The organism is Enterobacter sp. DVT3837 (genome assembly GCF_056238685.1).
The window spans coordinates 573,120-595,663 of the sequence record NZ_JBWDLA010000001.1 but is presented as its reverse complement, the minus strand read 5'-3'; the positions used below and the strand labels follow the sequence as shown (position 1 = coordinate 595,663).

The window sequence follows — 22,544 nt, the reverse complement described above, 5'->3', positions numbered from 1 at the left end:
CTTGCCAGGTGCGGGTTTTCGGTTGTAACGTTCAGGGATCATAAAAAGGAGAAGCTATGCTGGGTTTAAAAGCTGTTCATCATATTGCGATCATTGCGACCGATTACGCGAAAAGTAAGGCCTTCTACTGCGATATCCTGGGCTTTACGCTGTTGAGCGAGGCCTATCGTGAGGAACGTGATTCCTGGAAGGGGGATCTCGCGTTAAACGGGCAATATGTGATTGAAATGTTCTCCTTTCCCTTCCCACCTGCACGCCCGTCACGCCCGGAAGCCTGTGGTCTGCGCCATCTTGCTTTTAGCGTTGATGACCTGGACTGCGCAGTAAAACATCTGGAAGCGCACGGTGTGGCGTGCGAAGCGATACGCGTCGATCCGTTCACCGACAAGCGTTTCACCTTTTTCAGCGACCCGGACGGCCTGCCGCTGGAGCTTTATCAGCAGTAATGATTTTCCTGTGTGATAATGCCCGCTCAGTTCGGGCATTTTTTATGTGTAATTTCCTATGACCTTACCCGCTATCGCACAAGCCGTTTCACCGTACCGCCAGCTGCTGGTGGGGTTTAGCGGTGGCCTGGATTCTACCGTTCTGCTTCATCGTTTGAAGCTCTGGCGCGATCGGGAGCCTGACGTTCAGCTTCGGGCGGTACATATCCACCACGGATTGAGTTCTCATGCCGATGCCTGGGTGGCGCACTGTGAGGCGCAGTGTGCCGCGTGGGCGATCCCGTTCATTGCTGAGCGCGTCACGCTTCAGGACGAAGGGCTGGGGATTGAGGCACAAGCACGTAAAGCGCGTTATGCCGCTTTTGCCAGCGTAATACAGCCAGGCGAAGCGCTGGTTACGGCTCAGCATCTGGATGACCAGTGCGAAACCTTTTTGCTGGCGCTAAAACGGGGCAGCGGGCCGGCGGGGCTTTCTGCCATGCCCGAACGTGCTGAATTTTCCGGGACGACATTACTTCGTCCGCTGTTGGGTGAGACACGTGCGTCGCTGGAAGCCTGGGCACGGGAATATCAGCTGAACTGGATTGAAGATGAGAGCAATCAGGATGACAGCTACGACCGTAATTTTCTGCGTCTGCATGTCCTCCCGCTTTTGAGCGAGCGCTGGCCGCATTTTGCTGACGCGACAGCAAGAAGCGCCATGCTGTGCGCCGAACAGGAAGCATTGCTGGATGAGTTGTTGAGTGAAGAGCTGGCTGAACTGATCTCTGAAGACGGAGCGCTGGCGATCGCGCCGCTGGAAGCGATGAGCCCGGTGCGTCGGGCGGCACTGCTACGACGCTGGCTGGCCACTCATCGCGCCGCGATGCCATCGCGGGCAATGCTGACCCGTATCTGGGACGAAGTTGCTCAGTCGCGTGAGGATGCGTCCCCGTGCGTACATATGAATGGTTTTGATGTAAGGCGCTATAAAGGGAAGCTCTGGTGGATAAAATCTACCCCCTCTTTTAGCGATGTCGTACTCAACTGGTCGTCACCCGAATTACCGCTGATATTGCCCTGTGATGCAGGACGAGTCTCTCTGGTACCGTCTGGCCATGTGCGCCTACCGGAGCCTGGTGAACAGATCTCCGTGCGCTTTAAGGCTGGCGGCATGCTGCATATCGTCGGGCGAAACGGGGGGCGGAAGCTGAAGAAAATATGGCAGGAGTGTAACGTGCCACCGTGGCTGCGCGATACCACACCACTCCTTTTCTACGGCGAAACGCTGATTGCTGCTGCAGGGGTTTTCATCACGGAAGAGGGATGGGCAGAAGAGGGTGTTAGTTTTGCATGGCAGAAAGCGTAACGGGCAGTTTGACTGCCCGTTAGTATGATTAGGACTCGCTCACCACAACGGTGCCGATTTGTGGGTGGCTGAAGCTGGCTATTTTGTCCAGACGCAACTCACGCGTCGCACCGGCATCTTCCACGATCAGATATTCCACATTCTTACGCGAAACCAGATCGCTGGCTTTCGCCTTCAACACTTCGCCATCTTTTAGCTCCAGCGTCAGTATTAAATGATGCTGGCAGGCGAGTTCGAGGTTGTCATAGTCATCACAATTGATGGGTTGATAAGTATCATTCATCGACATAATCGCTCACCAGTAAATTCGCCGCAGCATACGCTGCTTTCTCCCTGACCGACTCTGAAAGGCTCTCATCAGAGGCCACTTCATTAAGCACTTTCAATACACAGCCCAACGCGTCCGGGACATACCCCAGATCCCCGCTGGCGATTTCCGCATACCGTTTGCGAATTAACTCACAATAATTATTCACATCCCCTCCCGCCAGCGCACTGACTTACTGTGAGATATCATTAAGCCTACGAAGATAAACTCGGTTTAGCAAGGTGACTATACCATACTCATTTAAGCAATATCAGAGCCTTGATAGTGGTGTATTTATCACCCAGTAACAGCCTTTTGCCGCTGTTTTCGCTACAATGTGCGCCTGATTAGAATGGAGTTCTCTCATGGCGCTGAAAGCGACAATTTATAAAGCAGTGGTCAATGTGGCCGATCTTGATCGCAACCAGTTCCTGGATGCGTCGCTTACTCTGGCACGCCACCCCTCAGAAACTCAGGAACGCATGATGCTGCGCCTGCTGGCGTGGATTAAGTATGCTGACGAGCGACTGCAATTTACCCGAGGCTTAAGCGCAGAGGACGAGCCAGAAGCCTGGCTGCGCAACGATCATCTGGGTATCGATCTGTGGATTGAACTTGGCCTGCCGGATGAACGTCGTATTAAAAAGGCCTGCACTCAGTCTGCTGAAGTCGCGTTATTTGCGTATAATCAGCGTGCTGCGGAGATCTGGTGGCAGCAAAATAAGAGCAAATGCAGGCAGTTTGCCAATCTTACCGTCTGGTATCTGGATGATGAGCAACTGGCGCAGTTGAGTGCCTTTGCCAGCCGGACCATGATCCTGCAGGCGACGATTCAGGATGGCGCAATCTGGCTCTCTGATTCTCAGAATAATCTGGAAATTCATTTGACGGCGTGGCAACCCGCCTCATGATCGTCTTATCCCGAAACGTCAGCATTCCTGACAATGAGCTGGAGATCACCGCCATTCGTGCTCAGGGGGCAGGGGGACAGCACGTCAATAAGGCTTCTACGGCTATCCACTTGCGTTTTGACATTCGGGCCTCAAGCCTGCCAGAGTATTATAAAGAAAGCCTGCTTGCTGCCAGCCATCACCTGATCACCGGCGATGGCGTGATGGTGATCAAAGCTCAGGAATACCGCAGCCAGGAGCTCAACCGGGAAGCGGCCATCGCCAGGCTAGTGGCGGTAATCAAAGAATTAACAGCGGTACAAAAGAGCCGCCGGGCAACGCGGCCTACTCGCGCATCGAAAGAGCGTCGGCTGTCGTCGAAGGCCCAAAAATCCACAGTGAAAGCACTACGCGGTAAAGTTCGTCGCCCGACAGAGTGACGAAAGGGAACACAATTTTCAGAAGGAATTCATTGTGAAAAAAGCATTATTATCAGCGCTGGCAGTGAGTACGTTGTTTGCGCTTTTCGGGTGTAACAACCGTTCTGAAACGCAGGTTTTGCAGCCCGCGCAGAATGAAGAGTTAAAGCCCATGCAGCAGAGTTGGCGCGGCGTATTGCCTTGCGCAGACTGTGAGGGTATTGAAACGTCTCTGTTCCTGCAAAAAGACGGTACCTGGGTCATGAATCAGCGGTATCAGGGCGCGAAAGAACCGTCTTCTTTTGCGACTTACGGGACATGGGCGCGTACGGCTGAGAAGTTGGTCCTGACGGATACCACAGGTGAGAAAACCTATTTCCGCGCTAAAGGCGAGGGGATGGAGATGCTCGACCGCGAAGGTAATCCGATTGAGTCCCAGTTCAACTACACGCTGGCACCGGTAAAGGCGGCCCTGCCTGCCACGCCGATGGCAATGCGGGGCATGTATTTCTATATGGCTGATGCGGCGATCTTTACCGACTGTGCAACCGGCAGGAAAGTCAGCGTGGCGAACAATGCACAGCTTGAGCGTGATTACGCTGTTGCACGCGGTAATGACAGTAAGCCGGTATTGCTGACGGTCGACGGTCACTTTACGCTGGAGCCAAACCCGGATAGCGGAGAGATGGTGAAAACGCTGGTGGCAGATAAAGACGCGAAGTTTGTCGCGGGTAAAGACTGCAACAGCAAGTAAGCCGACATAGCCCCATTAAAAAACCCCGCCGGAGCGGGGTTTTTTGTTTCTTAACCTTTAATGGCTTTCACCAGGTAATCAAGAATGTCGCCGGTCTTGATCATCTGTTTCTCGCCGTTACGACGGTATTTGTATTCAATTTCGTCGCTGTCGAGGTTACGGTCGCCGATGACGATGGTATGTGGGATACCGATCAGTTCCATATCAGCAAACATCACACCTGGACGCTCTTTACGGTCATCCATCAGCACTTCGATACCCTGAGCGCGCAGCTCAGCGTACAGCTTCTCAGCCAGTTCCTGCACGCGGTAAGACTTGTGCATGTTCATTGGCAGAATCGCGACCTGGAACGGTGCAATGTTGTCCGGCCAGACGATACCACGCTCGTCATAGTTCTGCTCAATCGCTGCGGCCACAACACGTGTTACCCCAATACCGTAGCAACCCATGGTCAGGATCTGGTTACGACCATCTTCGCCCTGAACGGCAGCGTTCATCGCACGAGAGTATTTATCACCCAACTGGAAGATGTGACCGACTTCGATACCGCGTTTGATCATCAGCGTACCCTGGCCGTCCGGGCTTGGGTCGCCAGCAACGACGTTACGGATGTCAGCCACTTCAGGTGTCGCCACATCGCGATCCCAGTTGATGCCGAAGTAATGTTTACCGTCGATGTTGGCACCTGCAGAGAAGTCGCTCATTGCCGCTACCGTACGGTCAATAACAACAGGCACAGGCATGTTTACCGGACCCAGAGAGCCTGGACCAGCATTGACCACAGCGCGGATTTCAGCTTCCGTCGCGAACGTCAGCGGGCTGGCAACCTGCGGCAGCTTCTCTGCTTTCACTTCGTTAAGCTCGTGATCGCCACGCACCAGCAGTGCAACCAGCGGGTAAGTGCTGCCTTCGGTGGATTTCACCAGCAGCGTTTTCACTGTCTTTTCGATTGGCAGATTGAACTGCTCAACCAGCTCGGCAATGGTTTTTGCGTTTGGCGTATCAACCAGCGTCATCTCTTGTGTTGCAGCTGCACGTGGCTCTTTTGGTGCCAGCGCTTCTGCAAATTCGATGTTTGCCGCGTAATCTGAGGAGTCAGAGAAGATCACATCGTCTTCACCGCTCTGCGCCAGTACCTGGAACTCATGGGATGCGCTACCACCGATGGAGCCGGTATCAGCCTGCACAGCACGGAAATCCAGGCCCATACGGGAGAAGATTTTGCTGTAAGCCTCGTACATTTTGTCGTAGGTCTCTTGCAGAGATTCCTGAGAGGTATGGAAAGAGTAGGCATCTTTCATCAGGAATTCGCGAGAGCGCATGACGCCGAAACGTGGGCGAACTTCGTCACGGAATTTGGTCTGGATCTGGAAGAAGTTCAGCGGCAGCTGTTTGTAAGAGCTCAGCTCATTACGAATCAGGTCGGTAATGACTTCTTCATGCGTTGGGCCGAGGACAAACGGACGATCGCCTCGATCGGCAATACGCAGCAGTTCCGGACCGTACTGCTCCCAGCGACCACTCTCCTGCCACAGCTCAGAGGGCTGAACAACCGGCATTAACACCTCGATAGCACCGGCGTTGTTCATCTCTTCACGCACGATGTTTTCGACTTTTTTCAGGACGCGCACGCCGGTCGGCAGCCAGGTGTATAACCCGGAGGCCAGCTTGCGGATCATCCCGGCGCGCAGCATCAGCTGATGGCTGATCACTTCGGCGTCGGCAGGCGTCTCCTTCAGAGTGGAGAGCAGATATTGGCTAGTACGCATGTTGTTACGGTTCCGTTTCGACTAGTGAGACAGGCTGAAAGGTCAACCTGACACAAAAAAAGTGGTTTAGTTTACCAGTGTGGCAAAGATGCCAAAAGAGAGGAGATTAAAATTACCTGGGTTCCAGGGCAAACACTTCAAAACCTGCCTGTGTGACGCGCCAGCGAACGTTAAAATCCAGCAGCCAGACAGCGTAGGTTTTCCCGGCTTCCTCTTCTTTGCGATAAGCGGGACGGGGGTCCTGCGCCAGAACTTCGGTGATGAAATTCTGCAAACGAGGATAGTGTTTCTCCAGTTGACTCAGCTGAGTTACTATCTCAGGCGTAAAATATACAGGCATGTCCGCCTGGGGGGCATCCTGAGCATAACTTGCGCGCGCGTCCGGGAGAGCTTCGGCGAAAGGCAAATAGGGTTTGATGTCGATAACCGGTGTGCCATCCACAAGATCAAGACTGCCTAACTCGAGTATCACCTGATCCTTCTGGCAACGTATACCCTTCAGTTCGACCAGCGACATTCCAACCGGGTTTGGACGGAAGGTCGAACGCGTCGCAAACACCCCCATTCTCGCATTTCCACCAAGCCGGGGTGGGCGTACGGTTGGACGCCAGCCACCTTCCATCGTCTGGTGAAACACAAATACCACCCATAAATGGCTGAAAGCGTCGAGTCCGCGTACCGCATCGGCCTGATTGTAAGGTGCAATCAGGTGAAGTTCACCGCTTCCGCTGGTGACAAGACCGGGCTGGCGAGGTACGGCGAACTTCTCTTTATAGGGCGAGCGGATAACGCCTATTTGCTCGAACTGAAATGCACTCATTTCGCCGTAATATTCAGCGCAGAACCGATGCATACTGCCTGACGGTAGCAGCCCGGTGTACCGCTGGTCACTTCGCAGCTGTGCAGCAGAACAGCGTTAGCTTTCATTTTTGCGGCATTGATCTGCATGCGTTTACGCGCTGTCGGGATATTCGGTGGAGAGTCCTGGTTGGTCGCCTGGCAGGACTCACCGCTCACTTCACCCAGTTCACGGAACGGTTTACCGACGAGCTCATCAGCCTTAGTGATAATGCGAACCGGTGCAGGACGAACCACTTTCGGTTTCGCAGGCTCTGTTTTTGGCGGGGTTGCCGTGCTTTGAACAGGTTCAACGGGAGATCTGCTTAGCATAGAACAGCCGCTCAACATGAGTGCTAAAAGACAGATCGGTAAAGCACGCATAATAGTTCCTCAATGGATAATCAAAACGTCAGATATTGAATCAGTTGACTGCACAAATGACAAGACGGGCATAAGCCCGTCCTGATGATATTACACTGAGGTGAGATTACCAGCCTTTAACAGCGCCACCGTTAAACACTTTGTTCGCTTCCTGGTAAACTTCATCAGACTGATAGGCCTGAACGAACTTCTTCACGTTTTCCGCGTCTTTATTGTCTTCGCGAGTCACGATCAGGTTAACGTACGGGGAGTCTTTATCTTCAACGAAGATACCGTCTTTGGCTGGCGTCAGGCCAATCTGGCTGGCGTAAGTGGTGTTGATAACGGCCAGGGCAATCTGCGCATCGTCAAGAGAACGTGGCAGCTGTGGTGCTTCCAGCTCAACAATTTTCAGATTTTTCGGGTTTTCAGTGACATCCAGAACGGTTGGCAGCAGGCCAACACCGTCTTTCAGTTTGATCAGACCCACTTTCTGCAACAGCAGGAGAGAGCGTCCAAGGTTGGTTGGGTCGTTAGGCACGGCAACCTGAGAACCTGGCTGCAGTTCGTCCAAAGATTTAATTTTCTTGGAGTAACCCGCAATTGGGTAAACGAAGGTGTTACCCACACCAACCAGTTTATATCCACGATCTTTGATCTGCTGATCCAGGTACGGTTTATGCTGGAAGGCGTTAGCATCGATATCGCCTTTGCTCAGCGCTTCGTTCGGCAGAACGTAATCGTTGAAGGTCACCAGCTCAACGTCCAGACCATATTTCTCTTTTGCGACTTTCTGAGCGACTTCAGCAACCTGTTGTTCTGCACCCACGATAACGCCCACTTTAATGTGGTTTGGATCTTTTTCGTCCTGACCGCAACCCACCAGTGCCAGAGAGCCGATTAGCGCGCCTACTGCTGCAAAGGTCTTTAATTTAAACGCCATGTTTTATCCTTAACTCGTAGAGTTTGTTTTGTGTGTAACGTTATTTGTGCGTAACAGCCCGGACGATGCGATCGCCAGAGAACTGGATTAAGTAAACCAACACAACCAGCAATACCAGAACGGTATTCATCACGGTAGCGTTATATCCAATATAGCCGTACTGGTAACCAATTTGGCCTAAACCGCCAGCGCCAACTGCACCCCCCATCGCGGAATAACCCACCAGGGTGATAAGCGTAATGGTAGCCGCGTTGACCAGCCCTGGCAGTGCTTCCGGCAGCAGCACCTTGCGTACGATCTGCATCGGTGTGGCACCCATTGCGCGGGAGGCTTCAATCAAACCTGTCGGGATCTCCAGCAGGGCGTTTTCAACCATACGCGCGATAAACGGCGCAGCGCCGACAGTCAGGGGAACGATGGCAGCCTGCAGACCGATAGAGGTACCGACAATCACGCGGGTGAATGGAATCATCCATACCAGCAGAATAATGAACGGGATAGAACGGAAGATATTCACCAGCGCAGAAAGCGTGCGGTATAGTTTCGCGTTCTCAATGATTTGCCCCGGACGTGTCACATACAGCAGCACGCCGACCGGGAGACCAATCACAAACCCAAAGAAGCCAGATACAAAGGTCATTGCCAGCGTTTCCCAAACGCCGCGAACCAGCAGCCACATCATCGGCTCAGACATAACCCAGTACCTCTACTTTTACGTGGTGTTCTTGCAGCCAGGCAATCGCGGCCTGGGTTTCTTCTTGTGTGCCGTGCATTTCTGTCAGCATGATGCCGAACTTCACGCCACCGGCGTAATCCATCTGCGCGCTGATGATATTGTTGTTCACGTTAAAGCGACGCGCGGTTTCGGAAAGCAGGGGAGCATCGACAGATTGGCCCGTGAACTCCATGCGCAGCATCGGGACGCTGTCTGCAGTAGGTTCAGTTTTCAAACGCTCCAGATAATCTTCCGGGATATCCAGATGCAGCGTGGACTGAATGAACTGCTGTGCCAGCGGTGTCTTCGGATGAGAGAACACTTCACTTACCGTATCCTGCTCAATCAGTTCGCCGTTGCTGATCACTGCGACGCAGTCACAGATGCGTTTCACCACGTCCATTTCATGCGTAATAAGGAGAATTGTCAGGCCCAGACGACGGTTAATGTCTTTCAGTAGTTCCAGAATTGAACGTGTAGTGGCGGGATCCAATGCGCTGGTGGCTTCATCACACAGCAGTACTTTTGGATTACTGGCCAGCGCGCGGGCAATGGCCACACGCTGTTTTTGCCCACCGGACAGATTGGCCGGGTAGCTATCATGTTTGTCTCCCAGACCCACGAGGTCGAGCAGTTCGATGACGCGACGCTTCACTTCTTCTTTTGGCGTGTTATCCAGCTCAAGCGGCAGGGCGACGTTGCCGAAAACGGTGCGGGAGGCCAGCAGGTTAAAGTGCTGGAAGATCATTCCAATCTGACGACGCGCTTTGGTGAGTTCTTTCTCTGAGAGGGCGGTAAGTTCCTGGCCGCCAACTTCTACGCTGCCCTGGGTTGGGCGCTCAAGCAGGTTAACACAACGAATCAGCGTGCTTTTACCTGCACCCGATGCGCCAATGACGCCATAAATTTGACCAGCAGGGACATGCAGGCTGACGTTGTTCAGCGCCTGAATGGTTCGGTTCCCCTGCTGGAACACTTTGGTGATATTGGAAAGTTTAATCATTAGATTATTTTTATCGTATGTAAGTTAGCCGTGGCATTTTCTTCTGCCATATACGGGTGATGACCGTAAACAAAACGGATGTTAAGGCATCCAGACGTCTAAATCAATCCAACTCTGTACGATGAGCACTTTATTGCGCTGCGATTCATGAGATACTAGCCGGACATGCCTTTTTCAGGAGCAAACCGGTGGCAAAATCAGTACCCGCAATTTTTCTCGATCGTGATGGCACTATTAATGTGGATCACGGTTATGTCCATGAGATTGATGAGTTCGAGTTTATCGAAGGCGTAATAGATGCAATGCGTCAGCTGAAAGAGATGGGCTATGCATTGGTGGTTGTCACCAACCAGTCTGGTATTGCTCGCGGTAAATTTACCGAAGCGCAGTTCGAAACGCTGACAGAATGGATGGACTGGTCGCTGGCCGATCGCGGTGTTGATCTCGACGGTATCTATTATTGTCCGCATCATCCGCAAGGAACAGTCGAAGAGTATCGCCAGACCTGCGACTGCCGTAAGCCTCATCCAGGCATGTTTATCTCTGCGCAGGAATTTTTGCACATTGATATGGCTGCTTCTTATATGGTGGGCGATAAACTTGAAGACATGCAGGCGGCAACCGCAGCTGGTGTAGGCACCAAAATATTAGTACGCACCGGTAAGCCGGTGACGCCAGAAGCAGAGAATGCAGCGGATTGGGTGATTAATAGTCTGGCTGAACTGCCAAAAGAGATCAAAAAGCACCAAAAATAACCTTTTTGGTGAAAAGGTGAGCGGTTGAAATAAAAATGCATTTTTCCGCTTGTCATTCCTCGGCGGCCCCCTATAATGCGCCTCCATCGACACGGCGGATGTGAATCACTTCACAAACAACCCGGTCGGTTGAAGAGAAAAAATCCTGAAATAACGGGTTGACTCTGAAAGAGGAAGGCGTAATATACGCCACCTCGCAACGGTGAGCTGAAAGCCGCGTTGCAACTGCTCTTTAACAATTTATCAGACAATCTGTGTGGGCACTCAAAGTGACATGGATTCTTAACGTCCTCGGACGAAAAATGAATACCAAGTCTCAACGAGTGAACACGTAATTCATTACGAAGTTTAATTCATTGAGCATCAAACTTTTAAATTGAAGAGTTTGATCATGGCTCAGATTGAACGCTGGCGGCAGGCCTAACACATGCAAGTCGAGCGGTAGCACAGAGAGCTTGCTCTCGGGTGACGAGCGGCGGACGGGTGAGTAATGTCTGGGAAACTGCCTGATGGAGGGGGATAACTACTGGAAACGGTAGCTAATACCGCATAACGTCGCAAGACCAAAGAGGGGGACCTTCGGGCCTCTTGCCATCAGATGTGCCCAGATGGGATTAGCTAGTAGGTGGGGTAACGGCTCACCTAGGCGACGATCCCTAGCTGGTCTGAGAGGATGACCAGCCACACTGGAACTGAGACACGGTCCAGACTCCTACGGGAGGCAGCAGTGGGGAATATTGCACAATGGGCGCAAGCCTGATGCAGCCATGCCGCGTGTATGAAGAAGGCCTTCGGGTTGTAAAGTACTTTCAGCGGGGAGGAAGGTGCTGAGGTTAATAACCTCAGCAATTGACGTTACCCGCAGAAGAAGCACCGGCTAACTCCGTGCCAGCAGCCGCGGTAATACGGAGGGTGCAAGCGTTAATCGGAATTACTGGGCGTAAAGCGCACGCAGGCGGTCTGTCAAGTCGGATGTGAAATCCCCGGGCTCAACCTGGGAACTGCATTCGAAACTGGCAGGCTAGAGTCTTGTAGAGGGGGGTAGAATTCCAGGTGTAGCGGTGAAATGCGTAGAGATCTGGAGGAATACCGGTGGCGAAGGCGGCCCCCTGGACAAAGACTGACGCTCAGGTGCGAAAGCGTGGGGAGCAAACAGGATTAGATACCCTGGTAGTCCACGCCGTAAACGATGTCGACTTGGAGGTTGTGCCCTTGAGGCGTGGCTTCCGGAGCTAACGCGTTAAGTCGACCGCCTGGGGAGTACGGCCGCAAGGTTAAAACTCAAATGAATTGACGGGGGCCCGCACAAGCGGTGGAGCATGTGGTTTAATTCGATGCAACGCGAAGAACCTTACCTACTCTTGACATCCAGAGAACTTTCCAGAGATGGATTGGTGCCTTCGGGAACTCTGAGACAGGTGCTGCATGGCTGTCGTCAGCTCGTGTTGTGAAATGTTGGGTTAAGTCCCGCAACGAGCGCAACCCTTATCCTTTGTTGCCAGCGGTCCGGCCGGGAACTCAAAGGAGACTGCCAGTGATAAACTGGAGGAAGGTGGGGATGACGTCAAGTCATCATGGCCCTTACGAGTAGGGCTACACACGTGCTACAATGGCGCATACAAAGAGAAGCGACCTCGCGAGAGCAAGCGGACCTCATAAAGTGCGTCGTAGTCCGGATTGGAGTCTGCAACTCGACTCCATGAAGTCGGAATCGCTAGTAATCGTAGATCAGAATGCTACGGTGAATACGTTCCCGGGCCTTGTACACACCGCCCGTCACACCATGGGAGTGGGTTGCAAAAGAAGTAGGTAGCTTAACCTTCGGGAGGGCGCTTACCACTTTGTGATTCATGACTGGGGTGAAGTCGTAACAAGGTAACCGTAGGGGAACCTGCGGTTGGATCACCTCCTTACCTTAAAGAACCTGCCTTTGCAGTGCTCACACAGATTGTCTGATGAAAAACAGCAGTAAAAATCTCTGCAGGCTTGTAGCTCAGGTGGTTAGAGCGCACCCCTGATAAGGGTGAGGTCGGTGGTTCAAGTCCACTCAGGCCTACCAAACTCCTTTTAAAGGATGAGCGGTACAGAGATTGCAAACGATGGGGCTATAGCTCAGCTGGGAGAGCGCCTGCTTTGCACGCAGGAGGTCTGCGGTTCGATCCCGCATAGCTCCACCATCCTTTACTGCGAACCCAAGAAAACTTCAGAGTGAACCTGAAAAGGTGCACTGCGAAGTTTTGCTCTTTAAAAATCTGGATCAAGCTGAAAATTGAAACGACACACATGTTATGTGTGTTCGAGTCTCTCAAATTTTCGCAAATCGATGATGAATCGAAAGAAACATCTTCGGGTTGTGAGGTTAAGCGACTAAGCGTACACGGTGGATGCCCTGGCAGTCAGAGGCGATGAAGGACGTGCTAATCTGCGAAAAGCGCCGGCGAGGTGATATGAACCTTTGACCCGGCGATGTCCGAATGGGGAAACCCAGTGTGATTCGTCACACTATCGTTAACTGAATACATAGGTTAACGAGGCGAACCGGGGGAACTGAAACATCTAAGTACCCCGAGGAAAAGAAATCAACCGAGATTCCCCCAGTAGCGGCGAGCGAACGGGGAGCAGCCCAGAGTCTGAATCAGCTTGTGTGTTAGTGGAACGGTCTGGAAAGTCCGACGGTACAGGGTGATAGTCCCGTACACGAAAATGCACAGGTTGTGAACTCGAAGAGTAGGGCGGGACACGTGGTATCCTGTCTGAATATGGGGGGACCATCCTCCAAGGCTAAATACTCCTGACTGACCGATAGTGAACCAGTACCGTGAGGGAAAGGCGAAAAGAACCCCGGCGAGGGGAGTGAAAAAGAACCTGAAACCGTGTACGTACAAGCAGTGGGAGCACCTTCGTGGTGTGACTGCGTACCTTTTGTATAATGGGTCAGCGACTTATATTCTGTAGCAAGGTTAACCGTATAGGGGAGCCGAAGGGAAACCGAGTCTTAACTGGGCGTTAAGTTGCAGGGTATAGACCCGAAACCCGGTGATCTAGCCATGGGCAGGTTGAAGGTTGGGTAACACTAACTGGAGGACCGAACCGACTAATGTTGAAAAATTAGCGGATGACTTGTGGCTGGGGGTGAAAGGCCAATCAAACCGGGAGATAGCTGGTTCTCCCCGAAAGCTATTTAGGTAGCGCCTCGTGAACTCATCTTCGGGGGTAGAGCACTGTTTCGGCTAGGGGGCCATCCCGGCTTACCAACCCGATGCAAACTACGAATACCGAAGAATGTTATCACGGGAGACACACGGCGGGTGCTAACGTCCGTCGTGAAGAGGGAAACAACCCAGACCGCCAGCTAAGGTCCCAAAGTCATGGTTAAGTGGGAAACGATGTGGGAAGGCACAGACAGCCAGGATGTTGGCTTAGAAGCAGCCATCATTTAAAGAAAGCGTAATAGCTCACTGGTCGAGTCGGCCTGCGCGGAAGATGTAACGGGGCTAAACCATGCACCGAAGCTGCGGCAGCGACACTATGTGTTGTTGGGTAGGGGAGCGTTCTGTAAGCCGTTGAAGGTGTCCTGTGAGGGGTGCTGGAGGTATCAGAAGTGCGAATGCTGACATAAGTAACGATAATGCGGGTGAAAAGCCCGCACGCCGGAAGACCAAGGGTTCCTGTCCAACGTTAATCGGGGCAGGGTGAGTCGACCCCTAAGGCGAGGCCGAAAGGCGTAGTCGATGGGAAACAGGTTAATATTCCTGTACTTGGTGTTACTGCGAAGGGGGGACGGAGAAGGCTATGTTAGCCGGGCGACGGTTGTCCCGGTTTAAGCATGTAGGCGGAGGTTCCAGGTAAATCCGGTACCTTATTAACGCTGAGGTGTGATGACGAGGCACTACGGTGCTGAAGTAACAAATGCCCTGCTTCCAGGAAAAGCCTCTAAGCATCAGGTAACATCAAATCGTACCCCAAACCGACACAGGTGGTCAGGTAGAGAATACCAAGGCGCTTGAGAGAACTCGGGTGAAGGAACTAGGCAAAATGGTGCCGTAACTTCGGGAGAAGGCACGCTGATATGTAGGTGAAGCCCCTGCGGGTGGAGCTGAAATCAGTCGAAGATACCAGCTGGCTGCAACTGTTTATTAAAAACACAGCACTGTGCAAACACGAAAGTGGACGTATACGGTGTGACGCCTGCCCGGTGCCGGAAGGTTAATTGATGGGGTTAGCGGCAACGCGAAGCTCTTGATCGAAGCCCCGGTAAACGGCGGCCGTAACTATAACGGTCCTAAGGTAGCGAAATTCCTTGTCGGGTAAGTTCCGACCTGCACGAATGGCGTAATGATGGCCAGGCTGTCTCCACCCGAGACTCAGTGAAATTGAACTCGCTGTGAAGATGCAGTGTACCCGCGGCAAGACGGAAAGACCCCGTGAACCTTTACTATAGCTTGACACTGAACACTGGTCCTTGATGTGTAGGATAGGTGGGAGGCTTTGAAGCGTGGACGCCAGTCTGCGTGGAGCCGCCCTTGAAATACCACCCTTTAATGGCTGGTGTTCTAACGTAGACCCGTAATCCGGGTTGCGGACAGTGTCTGGTGGGTAGTTTGACTGGGGCGGTCTCCTCCCAAAGAGTAACGGAGGAGCACGAAGGTTAGCTAATCCTGGTCGGACATCAGGAGGTTAGTGCAATGGCATAAGCTAGCTTGACTGCGAGAGTGACGGCTCGAGCAGGTGCGAAAGCAGGTCATAGTGATCCGGTGGTTCTGAATGGAAGGGCCATCGCTCAACGGATAAAAGGTACTCCGGGGATAACAGGCTGATACCGCCCAAGAGTTCATATCGACGGCGGTGTTTGGCACCTCGATGTCGGCTCATCACATCCTGGGGCTGAAGTAGGTCCCAAGGGTATGGCTGTTCGCCATTTAAAGTGGTACGCGAGCTGGGTTTAGAACGTCGTGAGACAGTTCGGTCCCTATCTGCCGTGGGCGCTGGAGAATTGAGGGGGGCTGCTCCTAGTACGAGAGGACCGGAGTGGACGCATCACTGGTGTTCGGGTTGTCATGCCAATGGCACTGCCCGGTAGCTAAATGCGGAAGAGATAAGTGCTGAAAGCATCTAAGCACGAAACTTGCCCCGAGATGAGTTCTCCCTGACCCTTTAAGGGTCCTGAAGGAACGTTGAAGACTACGACGTTGATAGGTCGGGTGTGTAAGCGCAGCGATGCGTTGAGCTAACCGATACTAATGAACCGTGAGGCTTAACCTTACAACGCCGAAGCTGTTTCGGCGAAGAGAGACAGAAGATTTTCAGCTTTGATACAGATTAACAGAATTTGCCTGGCGGCTTTAGCGCGGTGGTCCCACCTGACCCCATGCCGAACTCAGAAGTGAAACGCCGTAGCGCCGATGGTAGTGTGGGGTCTCCCCATGTGAGAGTAGGGAACTGCCAGGCATCAAATTAAGTAGTAAGCCGGTGCATAAATCCGGTGGTTACAGCAGTCTTCGGTGGAGCGGTAGTTCAGTCGGTTAGAATACCTGCCTGTCACGCAGGGGGTCGCGGGTTCGAGTCCCGTCCGTTCCGCCACTTATTAAAAGCCCTGAGTTAACGCTCAGGGCTTTTTCTTATCTGTCGTATAATTATTGCTTAATTAGCAAAAATCCTCTGCTTTTTACGCTCTTTTTCTGAATAACGACAATAGCGATAATCTTCCTCAGTTAACGAAAACTATGATTAACGAGGAATTACATGACTATCCCTGCATTTGGTCTGGGCACTTTCCGCCTGAAAGACGACGTTGTTATCGCATCAGTTAAAACCGCACTCGAACTGGGCTATCGTGCAGTTGATACGGCACAGATCTATGAAAACGAAGCTGCCGTTGGACAAGCGCTCGAAGAGAGTGGTGTCCCGCGCAATGAACTGTTTATCACCACTAAAATCTGGATTGAGAATCTCAGCAAGGACAAACTGATCCCCAGCCTGAAAGAGAGTCTGAAAAAACTGCGTACTGATTACGTCGATCTGACTCTGATCCACTGGCCTTCACCGAATGATGCTGTTTCAGTGGAAGAATTCATGCAGGCATTGCTGGAGGCGAAAAAACAGGGCTTAACCCGTGAAATTGGTATTTCTAACTTCACTATTCCGCTGATGGAAAAAGCAATTGCGGCCGTTGGTGCAGAAAATATTGCGACTAACCAGATTGAACTGTCACCTTACCTGCAAAACCGCAAAGTTGTTGACTGGGCAAAACAGCATGGCATTCATATTACGTCTTATATGACGCTGGCTTATGGCAAAGCATTGAAAGATGAAGTGATTGCACGCATCGCAGCAAAACATAATGTGACTGCAGCTCAGGTCATCCTGGCGTGGGCAATGGGTGAAGGTTATGCCGTGATCCCATCTTCAACTAAACGTGAAAACCTGGCCAGCAACCTGTTAGCACAGGATCTCCAGCTTGACGACGAAGACAAAAAAGCGATCGCCGCACTGGATTGCAACGATCGCCTGGTCAGCCCGGAAGGGTTAGCCCCTCACTGGGATTAAGTTTGACCCCACCTTTTGTATCCTGAAACCCTCATACAGCTCCTTCGGGAGCTGTTTTTATATGCTCGCTCAGGAAGTCAATAAAGGCACGAATACGCGTGCTTACCGCTCTGTCACTGTAATACACCGCACTAAACGGCATTTCGACCGGCAGACGTTTATCTGCCATCAGTTCCACCAGTTCGCCACGCGCAATCTCTTTATCAATCATGTAGTCAGACAGACAGGCGATCCCGTTACCTTCAAGGCATAATTGCTTCAGCGTCTCCCCGCTGTTAGACGACAACCCGCAGGTGATCTCATGTAACTGACCGTCAGGGCAGGCGACAGGCCAGGTGTTCAGCGACACAGGTTCCGTAAAGCCCAGGCACAGATGCTGCTTTAACTCTTCAACCGTCTCAGGTTTTCCATGCTCTGCAATATACTGCGGTGAGGCGATAATTTTGCGGTAGCTCGCAAACAGTGGGCGGGCGCGCAGGCTTGAATCTGTCAGGGTTCCTGCCCGGATGGCCACATCCACTTTCCGTTCGATAAGATTGATAAACGTCTCTGAGGAGACCAGAGAGAGCGTCATCTCCGGATAGCGTTCGCGGAAAGGTTTGATCAGCGGCATCAGAAAGTGAAGCACAACCGGCGTGGCCGCATCAATGCGCAGTAATCCACGTGGTGTGCTGCGGGTTTCCATAATCTCCGTCTCTGCAGCGGCCATTTCTTGCAGGATGGACTGCACACGGCGGAAATAGCGCTCTCCTTCTTCCGTCAGGCTGAGCTGCCGCGTCGTACGGTTGAGCAGACTGACTCCAAGCTTCATCTCCAGCTTTTTCACCGAGCGACTGATGGCCGAGTTAGCCTGCCCTAACTGTTCAGCCGCACGGCTAAAACTGCCGCTTTCGACGACGGCGACAAAGATTGTCAGCTCTTCCGACGTTGCTTTCATTGTTGCACCACCTGCAAAATTCAATTGATATTTTGACCATTTTTGTTATTTAAGCACTGGCGCATACTGCCTGTCATCTTAATCCTGAAGAGACGGAGTATTTTATGCCACTGGCGCTACTTGCCCTCACGATCAGTGCCTTTGCAATTGGCACGACCGAATTTGTTATCGTAGGACTGGTTCCTACCATCGCCGACCAGCTTGCGATTTCGCTGCCATCTGCCGGGCTGCTGGTATCTATTTATGCACTGGGTGTTGCTGTCGGTGCGCCTGTATTGACGGCACTCACCGGTCGATTCCCTCGCAAGCAACTGTTGGTGGCACTAATGGTGTTGTTCACAGCGGGTAACGTTCTGGCCTGGCAATCCCCGGATTACACCACACTGGTGATTGCCCGCCTGCTGACCGGCCTTGCTCATGGTGTCTTTTTCTCAATTGGTTCTACCATTGCCACAAGTCTGGTACCCAAAGAGAAAGCGGCATCAGCCATTGCGATTATGTTTGGTGGACTGACTGTCGCGCTTGTTACAGGCGTACCGCTGGGGACATTTATCGGCCAACACTTCGGCTGGCGTGAAACCTTCCTGGCGGTTTCTTTACTGGGTGTGATTGCTCTGGTAGCCAGTTTTCTGTTGGTGCCATCGAATATACCTGGTCGTGCGAGCGCCAGCCTGCGCGACCAGCTAAAGGTTCTGACGCATCCGCGCCTGTTGATCATTTATGCCGTGACCGCACTGGGCTATGGTGGTGTATTCACTGCTTTTACTTTCCTGGCACCGATGATGCAGGATCTCGCAGGCTTCTCCCCGAATGCGGTGAGCTGGATTTTGCTGGGCTACGGCATCTCCGTCGCAATAGGTAATATCTGGGGCGGCAAACTAGCAGACAAACATGGTGCGGTTCCCGCTCTCAAATTCATCTTTGCAGCATTGGTTGTTTTGCTGCTGGTGTTCCAGTTCACAGCATCAATGCAATACGCCGCACTGGCCACTGTCCTGGTCATGGGGATCTTTGCCTTCGGTAACGTGCCGGGCCTTCAGGTTTATGTGGTACAGAAAGCAGAACTGTATACGCCCAACGCGGTGGATGTGGCATCCGGCCTGAACATTGCCGCTTTTAATATCGGCATTGCTATTGGCTCCATTGTGGGTGGGCAGACGGTTGAACATTTTGGACTGGCGCAAACGCCATGGATTGGTGCTGCGATCGTGCTTGTAGCCTTCCTGTTGATTGGTCTGAGTGGACGCCTTGATAGACCAACTCGGGTAGCACTGGGGTAACATCAGTAAGTGCTTGCTTACAAAACTGGAAAGCGGTTTCTCAGAAATTGCGTTGAAAGTGTAACCTAAAGTCCCTATAACATTAGAACCAGTCCGTTTTCAGGGCTGGTTCATGTTACAGAGGCTGTTTCCAAAAGTGCGAAAAAATACCTATGCCATGCGTTATGTTGCCGGAATGCCAGCGGAGAGGATCTTGCCTCCGGGGTCGTTTGCGAGCATAAGCCAGGCATTACCTGCCGGCACACCGTTAAGCAGCGATGAGAAAATCCGTGTACTGGTGTGGAATATCTTTAAGCAGCAGCGTGCGGAATGGTTATCGGTACTTAAGAATTTTGGAAAAGATGCCCATCTGGTTCTGCTCCAGGAGGCGCAAACCACCCCTGAGCTGGTGCGGTTTGCCACCACGAACTATCTTGCCGCCGATCAGGTTCCCGCGTTTGTCCTGCCGCAACATCCCTCAGGTGTGATGACACTCTCTTCAGCGCATCCGGTCTATTGCTGTCCTCTGCGCGAACGTGAGCCTATCCTGCGTCTGGCGAAATCGGCGCTGGTCACGGTCTACCCGTTGCCGGACACCCGAATGTTGATGGTCGTGAATATCCATGCGGTAAACTTCAGCCTGGGCGTGGATGTCTACAGTAAGCAGTTACTTCCAATTGGCGATCAGATTGCCCATCACAGCGGCCCCATCATTATGGCAGGCGATTTCAATGCCTGGAGCCGTCCGCGCATGAATGCCCTGTATCGCTTTGCGCGCGAGATGTCGCTGCGTGAAGTTCGTTTTAGCGATGACCAACGCAAGAAAGCCTTTGGTCGTCCTCTCGATTTTGTCTTCTATCGCGGTTTGAGCGTGCATGACGCCTCCGTTCTGGTGACGCGCGCCTCCGATCACAATCCTCTACTAGTGGAATTCAGTCCCGGCAAACCTGATAAATAATGGTGTGTCAGGTCTGCCGTGGGGCAGGCCTGTTCGGGTGCTGCCCTTTATTTTTTACCAACAAAGGACAGTACGATGACAACAACACACTCCCATCATGACAACGTAGAAAAACAGTTTGGCTCTCAGGCAAATGCGTATCTGAGCAGCGCCGTACATGCTTCCGGCCGCGATCTGGTGCGTCTCGGTGAACGTCTGGCTGCGTTCCCGCAGGCACACGTACTGGATTTAGGCTGCGGGGCAGGGCATGCCAGCTTTACGGCTGCACAACAGGTCGCGCACGTTACTGCGTATGACTTATCCAGCCAGATGCTGGCGGTGGTTGCCGAGGCGGCGAAAGCGAAGGGGCTGGAAAACATTGATACGCGCCAGGGCTATGCCGAATCTTTACCTTTTGAAGATGTTTCGTTTGAGGTGGTTATCAGCCGTTATTCCGCACATCACTGGCATGATGTTGGCCAGGCATTACGTGAAGTAAAACGTGTCCTGAAGCCGGGTGGTGTTCTTATCATTATGGATGTGATGTCTCCGGGACACCCGGTGCGCAATATCTGGCTGCAGACGGTGGAAGCACTGCGCGATACCTCGCATGTGCAAAACTACTCCAGTGGAGAGTGGTTATCGCTCATTACCGAGGCGGGATTGATTTCGCGCTCATTAATAACCGATCGCTTACCGCTGGAATTCAGCTCATGGATCGCCCGTATGCGCACTCCGGAGGCATTAAGTCACGCTATTCGGTTGTATCAGCAGAGTGCGTCCGCAGAGGTGAAGGCTTACTTTGAATTACAGGAGGATGGTTCGTTTACCAGCGATACCATCATGACTGAAGCGCAAAAAGCGGGATAAACAAAAAAGGCACCGAGGGGAATCGGTGCCTTTTTATCTTTCCATCGTGTTCTCAGGAGTCTGGCGTGGCGCTGTTCTTCACAAACAGCGTCAACTGGTCGCCTGGTTTCAGATTGTCAGTATCATTATTCCAGCGCATCACATCTTTGATGTTCACGCCGTGGCGTTTTGCGATACTGGACAGTGAATCGCCTTTACGCACGCGATAGGTGATGCTATCGCTGTTGCTGGCGAGACGCTGTGCACTGCTACCTGCACCCACCGTCAGAGTTTGACCCACTTTAAGGCCTGAACTGCGCAGGTTATTCCACTGCTGCAGATCGCTTGCTGTCACGCCAAGACGTGATGCAATACCCGAAAGCGTATCACCTGAACGAACCTTATAACTGCGGCTGTTGACTGATGAAGCGTCCGCGATCAGCGTTGACTGAACGGCTGCAATTTCACCAGAAGCTAAAGACTCACGTAACTGTTCAGCATGTTTCTGCGGAACCATTACGTACTGCGGGCCACTTGCCCCCAGCGTTGAGCCTTTAACGCCAGCATTAAAGGTTTTCAATTTACTTACCGACATACCCGTCATATCTGCAACCTGTTGAATATCAACTGGATTGCTGAGGCGAACGCGCGCCAGTGCACGACTTTCGTCTGGTGTTGGCAGTTGTACACCGTAACGCTTGCTGTTCTTGAGAATATCGCTCAATGCCAGCATCTTCGGTACGTAAATCTTTGTTTCCTGTGGCAGTGAGAGCGACCAAAAATCGGTGGATTTACCCCGTGCTTTATTCGCTTTCATTGCCTTCAGTACACGACCTTCGCCGCTATTGTACGCTGCGACCGTTAACAGCCAGTCGCCATCAAACATCTTGTTAAGACGTTGCATCATGTCGAGAGCGGCTGTCGTTGAAGCGACAACATCACGACGCGCATCATAGCTGCGAGTCTGTTTCAGACCATAGTTTCGCCCGGTGCTCGGAATGATCTGCCAAATGCCTGCGGCATTGGCGCCAGACGTTGCGTGTGGGTCAAAAGCGCTCTCCACTATGGGTAGGAGTACCAGCTCCATAGGCATGTTACGTTTCTTCACCTGCCCGGCTATCCAGTACATATACGGCTCTGCCCGTAACGTTACATCGTGGAGATAGCTCTTATTTCTTAAGTACTTCTGTTTCTGTTCGCGAATCCGGCTGTTTTCCGGAATTCCCATCTTTAGCTCGTCGCCAATAGAGGTCCACAAGTCTTGATCCTGCGCGAATGATGTTCCATCGTCCATCCATCGCGCCGAACTTGTAAACTTCCCTGCTTCCCCTTGACCAGCTGCAGAAAGGCTCTGTGCGTGCTGTTGTACGTTGCTGCCGTTCTGCGACTGGCAACCTACAAGCAGGACAGAGGCGAGTAATATCGCTTTTGCCTTCATGTGTGTGTCAATAGTTGCTTAAAAGACGA

General features: G+C 52.3%; 20 protein-coding genes, 3 tRNA genes and 3 rRNA genes. 16 read left to right on the top strand and 10 right to left on the bottom strand.

The genetic code is table 11. From position 1 onward, the window contains the following. The first annotated feature begins 56 nt into the window (after positions 1–56). Both AC0XWG_RS02990 and tilS read left to right on the top strand, forming a co-directional pair. On the top strand, positions 57–446 hold the full coding sequence (locus AC0XWG_RS02990) for a VOC family protein (protein ID WP_475680363.1): 390 nt from the start codon (positions 57–59) through the stop codon (positions 444–446). A 58-nt stretch (positions 447–504) separates the two neighbouring features. Continuing rightward, positions 505–1,794 carry a tRNA lysidine(34) synthetase TilS gene (tilS, locus tag AC0XWG_RS02985; protein ID WP_134708325.1) on the top strand — a complete coding sequence of 430 codons (1,290 nt, stop codon included), beginning with the start codon at positions 505–507 and terminating at the stop codon, positions 1,792–1,794. 28 nt (positions 1,795–1,822) lie between these two features. On the opposite strand, the gene rof is transcribed toward tilS, so the two are convergent. Together rof and AC0XWG_RS02975 are read right to left on the bottom strand one after the other, a co-directional pair. Further along, positions 1,823–2,083, bottom strand: a complete 261-nt coding sequence (gene rof / locus AC0XWG_RS02980; protein WP_014830722.1) for a Rho-binding antiterminator — start codon at positions 2,081–2,083, stop codon at positions 1,823–1,825. Then, the gene (locus AC0XWG_RS02975; RefSeq protein WP_008501889.1) at positions 2,070–2,270 is read right to left on the bottom strand and encodes a YaeP family protein; all 201 of its coding nucleotides are present in this window, start codon (positions 2,268–2,270) and stop codon (positions 2,070–2,072) included. Before AC0XWG_RS02975 ends, rof begins: the two co-directional genes overlap by 14 nt. Before the next feature lie 196 nt (positions 2,271–2,466). Here AC0XWG_RS02975 and AC0XWG_RS02970 point away from each other — a divergent pair, with 196 nt between their 5' ends. The 3 genes from AC0XWG_RS02970 to nlpE are packed head-to-tail and all read left to right on the top strand — an operon-like array spanning position 2,467 to position 4,164. After that, positions 2,467–3,012 (top strand): YaeQ family protein, encoded by a 546-nt coding sequence (locus tag AC0XWG_RS02970; RefSeq protein ID WP_049005322.1) that lies wholly within the window; start codon positions 2,467–2,469, stop codon positions 3,010–3,012. Next, positions 3,009–3,431, top strand: a complete 423-nt coding sequence (gene arfB / locus AC0XWG_RS02965; RefSeq protein WP_196365527.1) for an alternative ribosome rescue aminoacyl-tRNA hydrolase ArfB — start codon at positions 3,009–3,011, stop codon at positions 3,429–3,431. The genes AC0XWG_RS02970 and arfB overlap by 4 nt, the downstream gene beginning before the upstream one ends. A gap of 34 nt (positions 3,432–3,465) precedes the next feature. Further along, complete coding sequence (gene nlpE / locus AC0XWG_RS02960) at positions 3,466–4,164, top strand: envelope stress response activation lipoprotein NlpE (RefSeq protein ID WP_134708327.1); 699 nt, start codon at positions 3,466–3,468, stop codon at positions 4,162–4,164. A gap of 50 nt (positions 4,165–4,214) precedes the next feature. Here the strand turns inward: nlpE and proS are convergent, their stop codons facing one another. The 6 genes from proS to metN all read right to left on the bottom strand — a co-directional run bounded on the left by proS (position 4,215) and on the right by metN (position 9,794). Beyond that, positions 4,215–5,933: a proline--tRNA ligase gene (proS, locus tag AC0XWG_RS02955; protein ID WP_049005324.1), complete on the bottom strand. Its 1,719-nt coding sequence runs from the start codon at positions 5,931–5,933 to the stop codon at positions 4,215–4,217. 112 nt (positions 5,934–6,045) lie between these two features. After that, a complete protein-coding gene (gene tsaA, locus AC0XWG_RS02950; protein WP_134708329.1) occupies positions 6,046–6,753 on the bottom strand; it encodes a tRNA (N6-threonylcarbamoyladenosine(37)-N6)-methyltransferase TrmO in 708 nt (235 codons plus the stop codon). Further along, complete coding sequence (gene rcsF / locus AC0XWG_RS02945) at positions 6,750–7,154, bottom strand: Rcs stress response system protein RcsF (protein WP_008501883.1); 405 nt, start codon at positions 7,152–7,154, stop codon at positions 6,750–6,752. Before rcsF ends, tsaA begins: the two co-directional genes overlap by 4 nt. Before the next feature lie 106 nt (positions 7,155–7,260). Continuing rightward, on the bottom strand, positions 7,261–8,076 hold the full coding sequence (gene metQ / locus AC0XWG_RS02940) for a methionine ABC transporter substrate-binding lipoprotein MetQ (RefSeq protein ID WP_014168729.1): 816 nt from the start codon (positions 8,074–8,076) through the stop codon (positions 7,261–7,263). Positions 8,077–8,116: 40 nt separating this feature from the next. After that, the gene (locus AC0XWG_RS02935; RefSeq protein WP_003856130.1) at positions 8,117–8,770 is read right to left on the bottom strand and encodes a methionine ABC transporter permease MetI; all 654 of its coding nucleotides are present in this window, start codon (positions 8,768–8,770) and stop codon (positions 8,117–8,119) included. Then, positions 8,763–9,794, bottom strand: a complete 1,032-nt coding sequence (gene metN / locus AC0XWG_RS02930) for a methionine ABC transporter ATP-binding protein MetN (RefSeq protein ID WP_028018280.1) — start codon at positions 9,792–9,794, stop codon at positions 8,763–8,765. The genes AC0XWG_RS02935 and metN overlap by 8 nt, the downstream gene beginning before the upstream one ends. A gap of 188 nt (positions 9,795–9,982) precedes the next feature. On the opposite strand from metN, the gene gmhB reads away from it, so the two are divergent. From gmhB to dkgB, 8 genes are all read left to right on the top strand, one after another. After that, positions 9,983–10,549, top strand: coding sequence for a D-glycero-beta-D-manno-heptose 1,7-bisphosphate 7-phosphatase (gene gmhB / locus AC0XWG_RS02925; protein ID WP_028018279.1), 567 nt, complete (start codon positions 9,983–9,985; stop codon positions 10,547–10,549). Between the two features lie 373 nt (positions 10,550–10,922). Continuing rightward, a 16S ribosomal RNA gene (locus AC0XWG_RS02920) occupies positions 10,923–12,462 on the top strand. A 69-nt stretch (positions 12,463–12,531) separates the two neighbouring features. Beyond that, positions 12,532–12,608, top strand: a tRNA-Ile gene (locus tag AC0XWG_RS02915). Positions 12,609–12,650: 42 nt separating this feature from the next. Then, positions 12,651–12,726 (top strand) — tRNA-Ala (locus AC0XWG_RS02910). A gap of 180 nt (positions 12,727–12,906) precedes the next feature. Then, positions 12,907–15,811: ribosomal RNA gene (locus tag AC0XWG_RS02905) — 23S ribosomal RNA — on the top strand. 70 nt (positions 15,812–15,881) lie between these two features. Beyond that, a 5S ribosomal RNA gene (rrf, locus tag AC0XWG_RS02900) occupies positions 15,882–15,997 on the top strand. The 16S, 23S and 5S rRNA genes sit together here with 3 tRNA genes alongside, the layout of an rRNA operon. 55 nt (positions 15,998–16,052) lie before the next feature. After that, positions 16,053–16,129, top strand: a tRNA-Asp gene (locus tag AC0XWG_RS02895). 162 nt (positions 16,130–16,291) lie between these two features. Beyond that, the gene (gene dkgB, locus AC0XWG_RS02890) at positions 16,292–17,095 is read left to right on the top strand and encodes a 2,5-didehydrogluconate reductase DkgB (RefSeq protein WP_475680362.1); all 804 of its coding nucleotides are present in this window, start codon (positions 16,292–16,294) and stop codon (positions 17,093–17,095) included. A gap of 31 nt (positions 17,096–17,126) precedes the next feature. Here the strand turns inward: dkgB and yafC are convergent, their stop codons facing one another. Further along, a complete protein-coding gene (gene yafC / locus AC0XWG_RS02885; RefSeq protein WP_028017746.1) occupies positions 17,127–18,032 on the bottom strand; it encodes a DNA-binding transcriptional regulator YafC in 906 nt (301 codons plus the stop codon). Between the two features lie 104 nt (positions 18,033–18,136). Here yafC and AC0XWG_RS02880 point away from each other — a divergent pair, with 104 nt between their 5' ends. The 3 genes from AC0XWG_RS02880 (at position 18,137) to AC0XWG_RS02870 (ending at position 21,098) form a co-directional block, all read left to right on the top strand. Then, entirely contained in the window at positions 18,137–19,312 is a 1,176-nt protein-coding gene (locus tag AC0XWG_RS02880) for an MFS transporter (RefSeq protein ID WP_028017745.1), read from the top strand. Between the two features lie 136 nt (positions 19,313–19,448). After that, complete coding sequence (locus AC0XWG_RS02875; RefSeq protein ID WP_028017744.1) at positions 19,449–20,249, top strand: endonuclease/exonuclease/phosphatase family protein; 801 nt, start codon at positions 19,449–19,451, stop codon at positions 20,247–20,249. Positions 20,250–20,324: 75 nt separating this feature from the next. Further along, positions 20,325–21,098 (top strand): class I SAM-dependent methyltransferase, encoded by a 774-nt coding sequence (locus AC0XWG_RS02870; protein ID WP_475680361.1) that lies wholly within the window; start codon positions 20,325–20,327, stop codon positions 21,096–21,098. 52 nt (positions 21,099–21,150) lie between these two features. On the opposite strand, the gene mltD is transcribed toward AC0XWG_RS02870, so the two are convergent. Then, positions 21,151–22,515 carry a murein transglycosylase D gene (gene mltD, locus AC0XWG_RS02865; protein WP_462073096.1) on the bottom strand — a complete coding sequence of 455 codons (1,365 nt, stop codon included), beginning with the start codon at positions 22,513–22,515 and terminating at the stop codon, positions 21,151–21,153. Positions 22,516–22,544 lie beyond the last annotated feature (29 nt).